This is a genomic window from Streptomyces sp. NPDC018947, from assembly GCF_044390505.1.
Taxonomy (GTDB): domain Bacteria; phylum Actinomycetota; class Actinomycetes; order Streptomycetales; family Streptomycetaceae; genus Streptomyces.
This window is the reverse complement of the sequence record NZ_JBIRZD010000006.1, coordinates 12,279-26,388: the sequence shown is the minus strand read 5'-3', so window position 1 is coordinate 26,388 and position 14,110 is coordinate 12,279. Positions and strand designations below refer to the sequence as shown.

The following is a 14,110-nucleotide window of genomic DNA, read 5'->3' as shown; positions in this document are numbered from 1 at the left end:
TCGTCCGCTGTGGCAAGGGGCGTCGTGTCTGCCGGGATGCGCCATCCTTGCCTCATGACACAACGTGTCCTATGGTGAACAACGTTTCCACGCGGTGCCCTCCTCGGGACGGCACCCACTCGAACGCGGGACCAGCCGACAGGCCGGTCCCCGGGACTGGAGCGAAAGACATGGCAAAGACCCTGCGGGACTCGAAGGACGTGCTCGTCGACCGCGCCCAGCGGCTGATGAACGACCACTTCGAGGACTCGAAGCTGACCACACGCCAGAAGCTGGCCCTGACCTGCCGCATCGCCTTCGACGGCGGGCACGATTCGGGACTCGCGGGCCAGATCAGCGCCCGCGGGCAGAAGGCCGGCACCTATTACACCCAGCGCCTGGGCCTCGGTTTCGACGAAATCACCGAGGACAACCTGCTGCTCGTCGACGAGGACCTCCAGGTCCTCGAGGGCGACGGTATGCCCAACCCCGCCAACCGGTTCCACACCTGGATCTACCGCACGCGCAAGGACGTCAACTGCATCGTCCACACCCACTCCCTGCACACCGCGGCGCTCGCCATGCTGGAAGTCCCGCTTGTCATCTCCCAGATGGACACCACGCCCCTGTACGACGACTGCGCCTTCCTCAAGGAATGGCCGGGCGTTCCCGTGGGCAACGAGGAGGGCGAGATCATCTCCGCGGCCCTCGGCGACAAGCGCGCCATCATCCTGGCCCACCACGGCCAGCTGGTCACGGGAGCCACCGTCGAAGAGGCCTGCAACCTGGCGATCCTCATCGAGCGCGCCGCGCGCCTCCAACTGCTCGCCATGGCGGCGGGAACCGTCCAGACCCTCGACCCGGTCCTCGCCCGCGAGGCCCACGACTGGACCGGCTCCGACCGCCGCAGCAAGGCCAACTTCGCCTACTACGCCCGCCGGGCACTGCGCAACCACCCCGACGTCCTCTCGGGTCAGGTGGAGCTGTGATGGCGAACCCGCCGCTCAAGGGCATCATCTCCTACCCTGTCACCCCCTTCGACTCCGCCACCGGCGAGGTCGACCTCACTGCGCTGAGCCGGCTCACCAACGACCTGGTGGAGGCGGGCAGCCACGGCATCGCCCCGCTGGGCAGCACGGGTGAGAGCGCGTATCTGCGCGAGATCGAGTGGGACGCCGTCTGCGAGACCACTCTGCAGACGGTCGCGAAGAGGGTCCCCACCCTGGTCGGTGTGTCGCACTGGAGCACGGAGGGCACGGTGCGCCGTGCCCGGGTTGCCGCACGCAACGGGGCCACCGCGATCATGGTCCTGCCGCAGGTGTACTGGAAGCTGACCGAGGCCGAACTCGCGCACCACTACAGCACGGTGGCAGCAGCGACCGACCTCCCCATGATGCTCTACAACAACCCGGGCACCAGCGGCGTGGACCTGCCGCCGGAAACGGTGGTCGCGCTCGCCCGCAAGATTCCCAACTTGACCATGGTCAAGGAAAGCTCCGGCATCGTCGACCGCTTCCGGACCATTCAGGACCTGTCAGACGGTGCCCTGTCGGTCTACAACGGCAACAACCCGGTGGCCCTCGACGCCTTCCGCTCCGGCGCCGCCGGCTGGTGCACCGCGTCGCCCTGTCTGGTCCCGCAGTGGGCCCTGGCCCTGCACGACGCGGCGACCGGCGGACAGGACGAGCGGGCCGAGGCCATCCTGGCCGAGCTCCTGCCCTTCCTCCAGTTCATCGTCGGCTTCGGCCTGCCGCGAGCCATCAAGGCAGGCCTCGAACTGCAGCAGCGCGACGTCGGTCTGCCACGGGCGCCCCTGCTGCCGCTGCCCGACAAGGAGACCAGGCAACTCGGCGAGATACTCGACCGGTTGGCCTCCCACCCCCTGGTGTGTCCGGCCGCCTGAGTCCCTGAGCCGCCCGCTCCGCCGGCGGAGCGAGCGGCTCAGGCCCGGCACCACTGCTTCACGGACACACACGCCGTACAGGGGGAACGGGCAACACGTCCCCCCTGCTCGCAGAGTGAAGGATAGCCATGTCAGGCCATGCCCCTGTGACGCATCATCGACGCATTGTTCCACCTGCCGCCAAGTCGGCGCTGCTGCGCAGGACTCTGCGGCGTCACGCGGCCGGTGTCACGGTGATCACCGTGCCCGGGCCCGCGGGATTCACCGTCACCTCCTTCAGTTCCGTCTCGCTGGATCCCGCCCTGATCTCCTTCTGCGTGGCCAGGGGTGCCTCGGTCGCGGCGGCGGTGGGCCGGGCCGACCGGTTCGCCGTCCATCTTCTGGGTGCCGGTGACGCCGGGCTGGCGGACCGGTTCGCGCGCAGGGGTGTCGACCGGTTCGCCGGGTTGGACCGTCTGCACGAGCAGGACGGGCTGCCGATCCTCACCTCGGTGCCGGCCTGGCTCACCGCCCAGGTCGTTGCCCGGTATCCCGCCGGTGACCACATCCTGGTGATCGGCGAGGTCGACGCCGGCGGGGTACGGGCGGACGCCCCGGCGCTGATACGCCACAACGGCGGATACGCCACCTCCGCCCAGCTCACACCGCCGATCTCCGCAGCATGAGAACGGCGGGCACGCACCACAGCTCTTACTCGAGGAGTACCGATGCGTTGTCTCGACTGCCGCATGGAGGGAACGGCCAACACCGCCGTCGGCCTCTGTGTGACCTGCGGAGCCGCCGTCTGCCAGGACCACGTCAGGATTGCGGCCGGTTCCAGGCGGGGGCCCCTCCTCGGTCCCCTCAACAGCCAGACACGTACGGTGCGCTGCCGCCAGTGCGGGCACGGCTAGTCTTCCGTTACTCCGGCCACGGCATGGGCGCTGCGCTGCCGGATCATCCCGGCCTGCGCGAGCGGTGCGTCGTGGCTGCGGAGTTGGGCTCCACGCCGCATGCGGCGGGCCGGTGGCGGAAGCGGTTCGCTGAGTACCGGATCGTCGGCCGGGGCGACATGTGCTGGTCACGACCACGGCGAATGCTGTCCGTCGGCCGCGCCTGCCACTGGGTGCACGCAAGGCCACAGCCGCGGAGCTCCAGGCCTCAGCACGAAGACGTGCCCGCTCGCCCGGCCGGGAACAGCGTCGCGTCATGTCCAGGGGGCGTCCCCGCAGATACGGGCCGGGCCCTGCACCGCCCGTAAAGGAACGACCGTTCTTGACTGATCGTTCTTTAATTGCGTACGGTCATGGGCATGGGACGACCACGCGCCTTCGGCGCCGATCGAGCCGTCAGCATCGCGGCCGCCCTCTTCGCCACCCATGGCTACGAGGGCACCTCGATGGACAACCTGGTCGCAGCCACAGGCATCCACCGAGGCAGTATCTACAGATTCTTCGGCTCCAAACGGGGCCTGCATCTGATCGCCCTGCGCAACCACCTCGACCACGAAATCCACCCCATCAGCGCCGCCATCGCCACCCTCACCGACCCTACGCAGGCACTGACGGCAGCCATTGCGTCGTACGACAACGGTCCGGCCTCCGGACTTCTCCTCCTTGCCGCCGCCGAACGCGCTCCCCGCGACCCAAAGGTTGCCGCGCTGGTCGCGGAGGGCATCACCGCGCTGGAGGGCGCCTTGCGCCCCACGCACGGTGACGCCGCCCCTCGACTTGCCTCCGCCGTCCTCGGTGCCCGCCTGCGTCTGCGCCTGCGCGCTCAGCCGACCTCCCCCCTGCTGGCTTGGCCCTGATCTCCATCGACCAGGCGTGGCCTGCTGACCGCCGAATTCCAGGGCCTGGACAGGCTCTGGACTTTCAAGACTCTCGGGGTCAGCCGGCCCGTGTTGCGCGAAGCGCTTCGGGCCCTCCAGGTCATGGGCCCTCACTGTCTCGAAGACCGCAAGGGAACCTTCGTGGTGGCGAACACGGTCGAGGAACCAACCTTCGGTGACTATGCCGCGAGCGACCTGCTCGAGGTGCGCCGGCACGTCGAGATCCCGGTCGCCGGGTACGCCGCGCTGCGCCGCACGGCCCGAGGCGATCGCGGGACGCCGCGCAGACGTCGCATGAGGCCTTGGTGCCTCGGTGAGTGGGACGGAGAGCGGCACCCCTGCTGTGCTATCCGCACGACGGAAGAACGCCCGGAACCTGCGCCCCCGCAAGTACGATCGCAGGCCTCCGGGCCTCCAAACCGCGATACCCCCTGTGCGCCGGGCGCGGTGCGGCCGGGCGGCGCAGCGCCAGTTGAACGAGGCCGACGTTCTTGGAGAGCCTTTCTCTCACTTGGTGGCGGGTGTCCACGGTGTGTCCGTCATGAAGCGCTTCCGGAAAACCGTTCCGGGACTGGTGAGGGCTGCTTCGATTGCCTCTGCCGGGATCTTCTTGCTCATGGCCTGCCTGGGGACCTTGAGGTAGCCACAGGCTCGGAGGAGATCCGTGGCCGAGGCCCAACTGCCGGCGGCCACCACCACCTCGTCCAGGGCGTCGCACGCGTTGGTCGCGTCGACCAGGGCCGCGTACGCGATGACAAGGCCCGCCACTCGCGCCTTGGCGGTCATGTCTCCCATATCCACTCCGTTCGGTAAGGGGTGGCGAGACCGCATGATGCTGCTTCGCTACCTGGCCCCCGGAGGGGGACTGCGTAGATGCCGGACGCCGCTGCTCGATGACCCGTGTGATGGCGGCCACGATGTCGTATACCTGGCGGGTAGCGTTGCTTGCCGTATCAAGCGCGGTCGATCGCCGCGTGTCCGCAGCGGCCTGTACAGACGAGGTGGATAGCGACCTGACCGTTTTCGATCCTCCCGGCCGTGCCGGTGTACTGGCGCCGGACACCCACGGTGTGCGTGCCCTTCTTCACGTCCCCGGTCTCATCGACGACCAGCATCGTATCGTCGTCGTGCAGATGTTCCAGCACGTACTTGCGCACGTCATCGCGCACGGTGTGTTGGGCGGGGTGTGAGTGCTCGTCGTCCGTACCAGTGATGTCTCCGACGCCCGCTGGGCCTTGAGCGAACCGGTCTTCGCCGCCTGGCGAGCCAGGCGAACCGGACCCGGCGCAGCGGCCCGAGTGCGCGACCCGCGGGAGATCGTCAACGCGATCCTGTACGTCAACCGCACCGGCATTCCGTGGGAGTACCTGCCCCACGACTTCCCGCCGTACAAGACCGTCTACGACTACTGCGCCAAGTGGGAAGCCGACGGCACCACCCAGCAGGTCCACGACCTGGGGCCTTGACCCCGAATCCAGGACTGGAAGCGGTTCACCAGCGCGTCTCCCCGGCGAAATACTTGGCCCGCCTGCTGGACGGTCGCCCAGCGGCTGGAGCGCGTGGGCCGCCTGCTGAGCGACGACTGGCAGAGCCCGGCCGGCGTGATGGAGATACAACTCGCCTTGCGCCTCCACCGTTTGTCGGCACCGGCACAGCACCGACCCCCTACGCGCGGGGCGTACGGGGGTCGGTCGACGAAGGGCTGGTCCCGGTGACGGGGGCAGGCCACAGGCCACCTGCCGTCCTTGCGGGCGGCTCCTGCGAGCCGGTCAGACCTTATGCGGGTCGGCCGGCCGGGGCTTCGCCGGGGCCTTGTCGGCGCACTCCAATTTCCGTGAATGCGGGATTCGCAGGTAGTTGCAAAGGGACACGGCGGGCCTGGACCTCCTTGGCCACTTCCTGACAAGTTCTTGCACCGATCGACAAGCTGAGCGTAGGAAGATCCTGCAACGGAGGAGGGGAGGTCGGCATGCCTGCTTCAGGCCGCGACAACGGGACCTCCCGGCACTCGATATGTGCTCCATATTCGGCGCACTGCACGACACGCCGGCTGACCGAGGGGGAGCGGCAATGGAAGGGCCTGTCACGAGCGCGCTGCCGACGCGGCCGATACGGCACGACAGCGGAGTTCTCGCGGCACCGAAAGCACCGCGCATCCGCGTTCCGGTCGTCGGCCCCCTTTTACGACTGCGCTCCGACCTGCTGAATGCCATTCAGCACGCCGCGTCGTCCGGCGATGAGGTGTCGTCCTTCACCCTCGGTTCCAAGAGCATGATCTTCATCAACCGGAGCGCCGCCGCGGATGTGGTGCTTTCCGACATCCACACGTTCGGAAAGCCGGGCGGCGAGAATCCGCTGAGGCTGGTGCTCGGGGACGGTCTGATCAGCAATCCCGACCACGACAACTGGCTGCGGCGCCGCAGGGCGCTGCAGCCTATGTACAGCCGATCCAGTCTCGCGACGATGCGGGAGAAGATGGCCGACGTGGTCGCCGACCGCACACAACGCTGGGAACGTCACGACCGCACCGATCTGAACCTCCACGAGGAAATGCTGTCGTTCACCCTGGACACCGTTTCCGTGTGCATGTTCAGCCGGTACGGCGACACCGTGGCGGACATCATCACGCCGCAGACCGCGTCCTTCCTGCTCGACTTCGTCGAGCGCCGGCTGCGGGGCCCGTTCTCCCTGCCGGTCGGTGCGCCGAGCCCGCGCAATCGCCGACTCGCCGCCACCTTGAAGAACCTCGACGAACTCGTCCACCGGCTGATCGACGAGCGCCGACGCACCGGCGAACACCACGGTGACCTGCTGGACCTGCTGCTGGAAGCCAGAGTCGGCGACGGCGCCGCGCGCTTGACCGACACCGAGGTGCGTGACGAGGTCCTGACCACGTTCCTCGCCGCCTACGAGACCACGGCCAGCGCGCTGACGTGGATTCTCTACCTCCTCGCCTGCTACCCGGGCGTTCAGCAGCAGGTGCGGGAGGAGGTGGGCCGGTCGGGCTCGCCCGAGCGTGGAGAGCCGCGGCGGGGCTCCCTCCTGGAATGCGTCATCAACGAGGCCATGCGGCTTTTCCCCCCGTCCCCGACGATTCCGCGCCAGGCCAAGAAGGACGCTCTGATCGGCTCGGCCAGGGCCCCCGAGGGGGCTCTCGTCATGCTCAACGTCGCGGCCATCCACCGGGACCCGGACGTCTGGGAACGGCCCGACGCATTTCTGCCCGAGCGCTTCATACACAGCACTCCCGGAAGGGGCGAGTATCTGCCGTTCGGTGCCGGTGCCCATATGTGCATCGGCAAGGGGTTCGCCATGATGGAGATGTCCATGCTCGTGGCGAGCATGGTTGTCAAGTTCCGGCTATCGCTGCGCGATTCCGCGGGTCCGGACCCCAAGGCCCTCATCACCCTCAGGCCCCGCGACGGTTTCGGGCTGACACTCACCAGGATCTGAAACCGCCGCTTGTCCCGCTTGCCGTCCGAAACGCGCGACATCATGAGAGAGGTTGACCGATGCGCCGCCTGGCACGTTTCAACGCAACAGTCGAGCTCGTGCGTCCGCGCACACTGCTCGTCTCCCCTCTCTCATACTGCGTGGGTGCCGCCGTGGCGGATCACCGCCTCGACTTCACCGTGCTGCTCGGCGTCATCATTCACATCGCGGCACCCCTGGCCGCCAACGCCCACAACGCGGTGACCGATCTCGTCGAGGACGGCAAGAACGTACCCGGCCGCCTGAAACTGGTCGAAACAGCGGGCGTCGAAACGCTGCAGAGAATCGTGTACGCGGGACTCGGCGTCATGCTCGCCCTGTCGCTGATGATCTCGTTCGCTCAGAGCCTGCTCTGGATATTCAGCGCGTTCCTGGTCCTCGGCTACTCCTCGCCGAGGCTCCGCCTGAAGGGCCGGCCGATCATAGGAATGGCCGTGTTCTCGATGGCCGTCACCGAGCCGTACATCGCGGGGGCACTGCTCGGTGAGTCCTGGTGGGAGATCCCTCAGTACGACTCGCACCAGCCGGTCGTCCTCGGGGTGTTCCTGTTCTGCTGGTACTTCGCCAAGGGAATCATGAAGAACGTCCCCGACTACGAAGGGGACAAGGCGGCCGGGCTGCGGACTATTCCCGCGCTCATGTCGTCGAAACAGTCCGCCGCCTGGGCCGCCGCCGCCGCGACCACGCTCGTCTATGTCGCCTTCCCGGTTCTCGTTCTCGTCAGTGTCATACCCGACCGGCTGGTTTTCGTCGGCCTGATGGTGCTGCCGGCCGTGGGTAACATGGCCGGCATGGTCCTGGCCCGAACTCCGCTCGAGTACAACCGAGTCGGCCAACGGGACATGTATGTGTCCGTCGTTTTCCTCGGCCTTCTGCTCTTCGGATGGCGGCCGTCGGTCGGCTCGGCGCTGGTCGGGCTCTGCGCTGTCGCGGTCATGGTCTGGAGTGACGTATCGGGAAGGGACTCCAGAGCGAGTCGCCATCTCGCCGGGGCCGAGTCGGCATGAGTATTCCAGGTGGAGGAGGCCCGACAAGTGACAGTTGATCGCATGCCCCGAGGCAAGGGATCCGAAGTGCACGGGATCTTCGAGAAGATCGCCGGGTACTACGACCGGATGAACTTCGTCATGACGCTCGGGCGTCATGAGAAGTGGTGCCGCGAGGTGGCCGAACGAGTCGCCCCGCCCGCGAACGGCCAGGTCCTGGACCTGGCCACGGGGACGGGTGCCATCGCCCTGAAGGCGGCCGGGATGTACCCCGCCGTGACGGTGACGGGCGCCGACTTCTCCGAGGAGATGCTGCGTCGCGCAGAAACCAAGCCCGGGGCGGACTCCGTTTGCTGGCTGCAGGCGGACGCGACCCGCCTGCCGTTCGAGGACGAGTCCTTCGACGGGATCACCGAGGGATATCTCCTCAGGAATGTCGAAGACCTGGACCAGTCACTGCGCGAACAGCACCGAGTTCTCAAACCCGGTGGCCGGATCGTCATTCTGGAGACGTGCCCCCCGAGCGGCCTGGTTAAGCCGGTCGTGACCCTGGGCGTACGCGTTCTTGTTCCGCTGCTGGGCCAGGTCGTGGCACGTGACCGGTCGTCGTACACCTATCTCGAATCGAGCACCCTGGCCTTCCAGTCACCCCAGCATGTCGCCGGCGTCCTCAAGGGTCTCGGCTTCCAGGACATCGGGTGGCGAAAGAAGTTCTTCGGCACGAACGTAATTCTCTGGGCCACCAAACCGAGGTGACGTGCCAGGAGTCATTCCTGGCGAACTAGGGGGGAAAACCTGTGACCAGACCTGTTTCCGCGCACGACATACCGTTTGCCAAGAGGGCATTGGAGCGCTGGGTGTCCCAATACCCCGACCACGTCGGGTCGGTGGGCATCGACGGCAGCGGTCTGACGTGGCGGGACATCGCCACGTCGGTGCGCACCCTGGCCGGCGAACTCCGGCAGGCCGGAGCGGGCCCCGGCGACCGGATCGCCGTCATGGCCGGCCGGTCGCGGTACGCGCTCAGCAGCCTGCTGGCGGTCTGGGCCAACGGGTCGTCGGCGGTCCTCCTCGATGAACGCCACCCGGCCGAACGCCTGCGCTGGACCGTGCGGGACGCCGGGTGTTCCGCACTGGTGTCGTCGGAGTCGGAACCGAACGCCGCGGAGCTGGGCCTCGCGTTGATCGAGACGAGCGGCTCCGAGACCGGGGCCGTGGCAGGGACAGCGACCGGGACCGGGGCTGAAGGTGCGGGGCGGCTGCTCGCCGGGACCGGTCTCGACGAGTGGACCCTTGGGCAGGGCGAGTCGGAGGCGTACGTCGTCTACACCTCGGGAACCACCGGCCGCCCCAAGGGGGTTCGGATCGGTACCGCCGCCCTTGAGTGCTTCCTGGCCAACGCCGAGACACTGGGGTACCGGCCGGGCAGCCGTGCCGTCTGCGTCGTCTCGCCGGGCTTCGACGGCTGGCTCTGGTCGGTCCTCACCCCCTTCGTCAACGGTGTCACGTGCGTCGCGGTCGATCCCGCCTTCGGGCAACTCGAAGACGCCCTGGCCGCCCAGGAGATCGACAACCTCTGCATGACGCCCTCGCTGTACGCCGCGATCGAGAAGCTGCCGAGGGCCGAGGTCGCCGTGGTGGCCGGGGAGCGCTGCCCGGAGGCCCTCGTCGCCCGGCTTCGGGAGAGCGCGGATCGCGTGCTCAACGTCTACGGGCCGACCGAGGCTACGATCGCCACCACCATGGCCGACACCGCACGCGGTGACGACCCCCGAACGATCGGCCGCCCGATGCCCGGCTGCACGGTCACGGTTGTCGACGCCGACCTGAACGAGGTCCCCCCGGGCGTCACCGGAGAGCTCCTGATCGGCGGCGCGGGCGTCGCCCTCGGCTACGTCGGCGCGGACGCGCCGGGCGCCGACCGGTTCCTCGACCGGGACGGCGCCAGGTACTTCCGGACGGGCGACCGCGGGATGCTGCGCGCGGACGGACAGGTGAGCTGTCTCGGCAGGATGGACAACCAGGTCAAGATAGGCGGCTTCCGCGTCGAGCTGGAGGAGATCGAGCGCATCGCCTGCGCGGTACCCGGCATCGAGCGCGCCGTGGCCTACGTGCGCGGTGAGCCGGGCACGCTCGCGCTCGGCCTCCTCACGGCATCGGGCGGCCCGCTGGACGACGACCTGCGCGAGCGGCTGACCCACGAGTTCGCCTCGCGCCTGCCGCGCCAGTTGTGCCCGACGCGGCTGCACCGCATGGCCGAGGTGCCGCTCGAAGCGACCGGCAAGGTCTCGCGCCACGAGGTGGCCGAACTCGGTGACCGCGAAGTGTCCGGCGGCGGACATGACGGGAACGGGGACTGGAACGGGGACGGCGCCGAGGGCGGGGGCGCGGACATCGCCCGGCCCATGCTCGGGGACGTGTCCCGGCAGCCGGTTCTCGACTCGGTCATGGAGGCATGGAACAGCGTGTTCGGGCGGAGCGTCGCCGAGGACGACGACTTCTTCGCCATCGGCGGGCACTCCCTCCTCGCGGCCCAACTGGTCTCCCGCATCGAGCTCCACCTGGAGGTCGCCGTGTCCATCGCCGACGTCCTCACGGCCAGGACGCCCCGGGCACTGGCCGACCGGATCGACGAGAGGAGGGCGGCGTGACGTATCTGCGGCACTTCACGGCGGGCACGGGAAGCGGGACGCAGGAGGCCGGGGGCGGCGACGCGTCCCCGACGGTGGTCGTGTTCCCGCAGGCCGGCGCCGGCTGTCTCCGCCTGCACGCCGTCGTGCCCGTGCTGCCGCCCGGGGTGAACCTGCTGGGGGTGCAGTTGCCCGGGCGTGAGGACCGGTTGGCGGACGCTCCGGCGCACGACCTGTCCGAGGTGGTCGACCGCATCGCGGCCGAATGCTTCGCCCGCACCCGGTCGACGGCCGCCGCACGACGTGGACCACTGCTCCTCCTCGGCGTCAGCCTCGGCGCGGTCATCGCCTATGAGGTCGCACGGAAGCTCGAATCCGAGGGTGCGGCGGCCCGTTCACTGGTGGTGGCCGCGGCCCGGTCGCCGGAGCACTGGAGAACGTTCCCCGCGGCCGACCCATCGCCCGAACAGGTGACGGCCCTGCTGCATCCCTCGGTCCGCGAGTCCGCCTTCGCCCGCTACGCCGCCGCGACGATGCGCGCGGACCTGCGTCTGATGGCCGGCTACGACGTCCCGCCCACCGGACTGACGCGCACCTCGCTGCGGTCCGTGTCGGGGCGCCACGACAGTGTCGCCACCACCGCGCAGATGTCCGGGTGGCGTGACCGAACGACCGACTACCGAGGCCATCAAGTGATCGATGCGGACCACCACGCGTTCATGAGCCAGGACGTCCTGGCCGACATGCTCACGAAGATTGCGTCCGAGGCCGTCGCGGGCCGGGCGGTGCGCGCGTGAAGCAGCGGACGGCACCCGACCTGTTCGAGCCCGGCCTGTTCGAGGGAACCGGGTTCTACGACGTCTTCGCCTGGTACCGGGAGAACGAACCGGTGTCCTGGCAGCACCCCGCCGGGGAACCGGAGGGCTTCTGGAGCGTCACCAAGTACCGCGACGTCGTGGCCGTACACCGGGACACCACTCGGTTGAGCTCGACGAAGGGCATGCGCCTGGGCTCGACGGAATCCGCCGTCGCCGCCGTCGCGAACAAGATGCTCATCGTCTCCGACCCGCCCGACCACACGCGCATGAAACGCGTGCTCATACAGCCGTTCTCCAACGAGGTTCTCGCGAGGGCGGAGGAGTACGTGGACCGGGTCGTCGCCGACGTCGTCGCCAAAGCCGTACGGCACCCGGCACCGGACCTGATCACGCACCTCGCCCGCATCCCGACCGACGTCATCTGCGCGATCATGGACATTCCCCCGTCCGACTGGGCGTGGATCGGAGCGAAGACCACCGAGGCGTTCGAATCTCCCTCGGAGGTGCAGCGCATCATGGCGAACGGTGACATCTTCAAGTACTTCACCGACATGGTGCGCGAGAACCGCGGGACGGGTACGAACGACTTCATCAGCGGCCTCACCGCCCGGAATGACGGCGGCACGCAACTGACCGACGAGGAACTCGTGTTCAACCTCAGCGGGGTGCTGGCCGGCGGGAACGAGACCACCCGGTACACGCTGGCCGCGCTCACCCACCAACTGGCGGAGCACCCGGACCAGTGGCGTCGCATCGCCGGGGGAGAGGTCGGGCCCGCCGACGCCACCGAGGAAGGCCTGCGCTGGTCGGTGCCCGGCATGCACGTCATGCGGACCACGACCGAGACCGTCCGCGTCGGCGACGTCGAGATCGGTCCCGGCCAACGCGTCGTGACGTGGATCGGCTCGGCCAACCGGGACCCCGAGGTGTTCGACGACCCGGACACCTTTGACGTCGGACGCAGCGGAAACCGGCATCTGAGCTTCGGCGCGGGCCGCCACCTGTGTCTGGGCAGCCGGCTCGCGCGGTTGGAGATCACGGCGTATCTCCGGGCGCTGCGCACGATGGTGAGCACCGTCGGACTCGAAGGCGAGCCGCGCTACAACGGGTCGAATTTCACCTGGGGATTGAATGAACTTCCGGTGGTGCTTCGCGCATGAGGTCACCGGGTACGAGCGTTCCGCACACGACCGTTCCGAGCAGGGTTCCTTCGCGCCTGAGAGAGACCATGTCCGCTTCCCCCGTACGCGCCGTGACCCTCTGCCTTCCCGACGACGTCTTCGAGGGCGCACGCGTCGATGTCGCCGGTGTCGCCCGATACGGTGAGCAGGCGGTGGAGATCGGTGACCGGCTCGTGCGCGCCGGTTTCGACGTCCAGACCGTCCGGCTCTCCAGCCCGGCGCTCGACGAGCCCGTGACCCGCGACGACCTCCGGGCCCGAGCCGCCGGTCTCGTCGAGGGCTGCCGACGCGCGGGCGTGGGCAGTGCCGCCCTGAGCGCGCTGCGGCCCACCGCGCTCGCGGCGACCAAGCCCTCGGACGTCGCCGAAGTACTGGTCGAACACCCTTCGCTGTTCTTGGCGGTTGTCGTCGCCGAGGGGACCGAAGTGGACCACGACGCCGCCGAGTTCAGCGGCGGCGTGATGCGCGAACTGGCGGACCGTGACAGCGAGGCCAACTTCCGGTTCGCGGCGGTCGCCAATCTGGGCCCCAACGCGCCGCTGTTCCCGGGCTCGTTCAGCGACGGGGGGAGGGCCGGCGTGAGCGTGGGGCTCCAGTCGACCGGCGCCCTGCTCGCACGCGCCCGGGCCAACCCGCCCCGCGGTCTCGCCGGGGCGACGGAGCTGACGCGGGCTTGTCTGCGGGACCAACTGGACAGGTTTGCGGCGTTGCTGGAGCCGGAGTGCGAGCGGCACGGCCTGCTGTTCCACGGGTTCGATCCGTCGCCGGCCTGCGCCCCGGACGTCAGTATCGGGGAGTTCCTGGAGATCGCCGGAGGGATCCGGTTCGGCCGCCCCGGCACGCTGGCGACCTGCGCCGCGGTGACGGCCGGCATCCGGTCGGTGGGGCGTCCCACCGTCGGCTACGCGGGCCTCATGCTTCCGGTGCTCGAGGACTGGGTGCTGGCGCGTGCCTGGCAGGAGGGCCGGATCGGCGCCGACTCGGTACTTGCGTACTCGTCGGTCTGCGGGGCCGGAATGGACACCATTCCCCTGCCCGGTTCGACCCCGCAGCAGGAGGTCGTCGCCATGATCGAGGACATGGCGGCCCTGTCGGCACGGTGGGCGAAGCCTCTGTCCGCGCGCCTGATGCTCGCACCGGAGGACGGCGATCCACGACGCACGCAATTCCGGGCGGAGCAGATCGTGAACATCGAGTATCCGGCACCTGCGACGACGACCGGAGGTGGGCCCCGTACGACGCAGGCGAGGTGAGGTGGGTGGTCAGCCCGCGGCGGGGCCGGTGAAGCGGTCGGCCGGTATCGCACATGCG

Annotated in this window: 13 protein-coding genes and 4 pseudogenes; 15 read left to right on the top strand and 2 right to left on the bottom strand. The window is 68.8% G+C overall.

The features are described from left to right. Positions 1-170: 170 nt before the first annotated feature. The 6 genes and pseudogenes from ACH499_RS13550 to ACH499_RS13525 form a co-directional block, all read left to right on the top strand. Positions 171-968 carry an aldolase gene (locus tag ACH499_RS13550; RefSeq protein WP_356207064.1) on the top strand — a complete coding sequence of 266 codons (798 nt, stop codon included), beginning with the start codon at positions 171-173 and terminating at the stop codon, positions 966-968. Further along, positions 968-1,882 carry a dihydrodipicolinate synthase family protein gene (locus ACH499_RS13545; RefSeq protein WP_399015561.1) on the top strand — a complete coding sequence of 305 codons (915 nt, stop codon included), beginning with the start codon at positions 968-970 and terminating at the stop codon, positions 1,880-1,882. The genes ACH499_RS13550 and ACH499_RS13545 overlap by 1 nt, the downstream gene beginning before the upstream one ends. A gap of 146 nt (positions 1,883-2,028) precedes the next feature. Then, the gene (locus ACH499_RS13540; protein ID WP_399015558.1) at positions 2,029-2,547 is read left to right on the top strand and encodes a flavin reductase family protein; all 519 of its coding nucleotides are present in this window, start codon (positions 2,029-2,031) and stop codon (positions 2,545-2,547) included. Between the two features lie 42 nt (positions 2,548-2,589). Beyond that, positions 2,590-2,775, top strand: a complete 186-nt coding sequence (locus tag ACH499_RS13535; RefSeq protein WP_399015556.1) for a DUF2180 family protein — start codon at positions 2,590-2,592, stop codon at positions 2,773-2,775. Between the two features lie 398 nt (positions 2,776-3,173). Next, entirely contained in the window at positions 3,174-3,671 is a 498-nt protein-coding gene (locus ACH499_RS13530) for a TetR/AcrR family transcriptional regulator (RefSeq protein WP_399015554.1), read from the top strand. Between the two features lie 66 nt (positions 3,672-3,737). Next, positions 3,738-3,950 (top strand): annotated as a pseudogene (locus ACH499_RS13525) (GntR family transcriptional regulator); the annotation flags it as partial. Positions 3,951-4,199: 249 nt separating this feature from the next. Here ACH499_RS13525 and ACH499_RS13520 read toward each other — a convergent pair. Both ACH499_RS13520 and ACH499_RS13515 read right to left on the bottom strand, forming a co-directional pair. Beyond that, complete coding sequence (locus ACH499_RS13520; protein ID WP_356205545.1) at positions 4,200-4,478, bottom strand: hypothetical protein; 279 nt, start codon at positions 4,476-4,478, stop codon at positions 4,200-4,202. 173 nt (positions 4,479-4,651) lie between these two features. Then, a pseudogene (locus ACH499_RS13515) lies at positions 4,652-4,861 on the bottom strand (transposase); the annotation flags it as partial. Positions 4,862-4,878: 17 nt separating this feature from the next. Here ACH499_RS13515 and ACH499_RS13510 point away from each other — a divergent pair. From ACH499_RS13510 to ACH499_RS13470, 9 genes and pseudogenes are all read left to right on the top strand, one after another. Further along, a pseudogene (locus ACH499_RS13510) lies at positions 4,879-5,149 on the top strand (transposase); the annotation flags it as partial. Between the two features lie 78 nt (positions 5,150-5,227). Then, positions 5,228-5,407: pseudogene (locus ACH499_RS13505) on the top strand (hypothetical protein); the annotation flags it as partial. Between the two features lie 355 nt (positions 5,408-5,762). Then, a complete protein-coding gene (locus tag ACH499_RS13500; protein ID WP_399015552.1) occupies positions 5,763-7,145 on the top strand; it encodes a cytochrome P450 in 1,383 nt (460 codons plus the stop codon). Positions 7,146-7,204: 59 nt separating this feature from the next. Continuing rightward, the gene (locus ACH499_RS13495) at positions 7,205-8,191 is read left to right on the top strand and encodes a UbiA family prenyltransferase (protein WP_399015550.1); all 987 of its coding nucleotides are present in this window, start codon (positions 7,205-7,207) and stop codon (positions 8,189-8,191) included. 66 nt (positions 8,192-8,257) lie between these two features. Then, positions 8,258-8,926 carry a ubiquinone/menaquinone biosynthesis methyltransferase gene (locus ACH499_RS13490; RefSeq protein ID WP_399015548.1) on the top strand — a complete coding sequence of 223 codons (669 nt, stop codon included), beginning with the start codon at positions 8,258-8,260 and terminating at the stop codon, positions 8,924-8,926. 101 nt (positions 8,927-9,027) lie between these two features. After that, positions 9,028-10,821, top strand: coding sequence for an AMP-binding protein (locus ACH499_RS13485; protein WP_399015546.1), 1,794 nt, complete (start codon positions 9,028-9,030; stop codon positions 10,819-10,821). Further along, positions 10,818-11,597, top strand: a complete 780-nt coding sequence (locus tag ACH499_RS13480; RefSeq protein ID WP_399015544.1) for a thioesterase II family protein — start codon at positions 10,818-10,820, stop codon at positions 11,595-11,597. Before ACH499_RS13485 ends, ACH499_RS13480 begins: the two co-directional genes overlap by 4 nt. Continuing rightward, complete coding sequence (locus ACH499_RS13475; RefSeq protein ID WP_399015543.1) at positions 11,594-12,778, top strand: cytochrome P450; 1,185 nt, start codon at positions 11,594-11,596, stop codon at positions 12,776-12,778. The genes ACH499_RS13480 and ACH499_RS13475 overlap by 4 nt, the downstream gene beginning before the upstream one ends. Before the next feature lie 68 nt (positions 12,779-12,846). Next, entirely contained in the window at positions 12,847-14,052 is a 1,206-nt protein-coding gene (locus ACH499_RS13470) for a DUF711 family protein (RefSeq protein WP_399015541.1), read from the top strand. Positions 14,053-14,110: the final 58 nt, after the last annotated feature.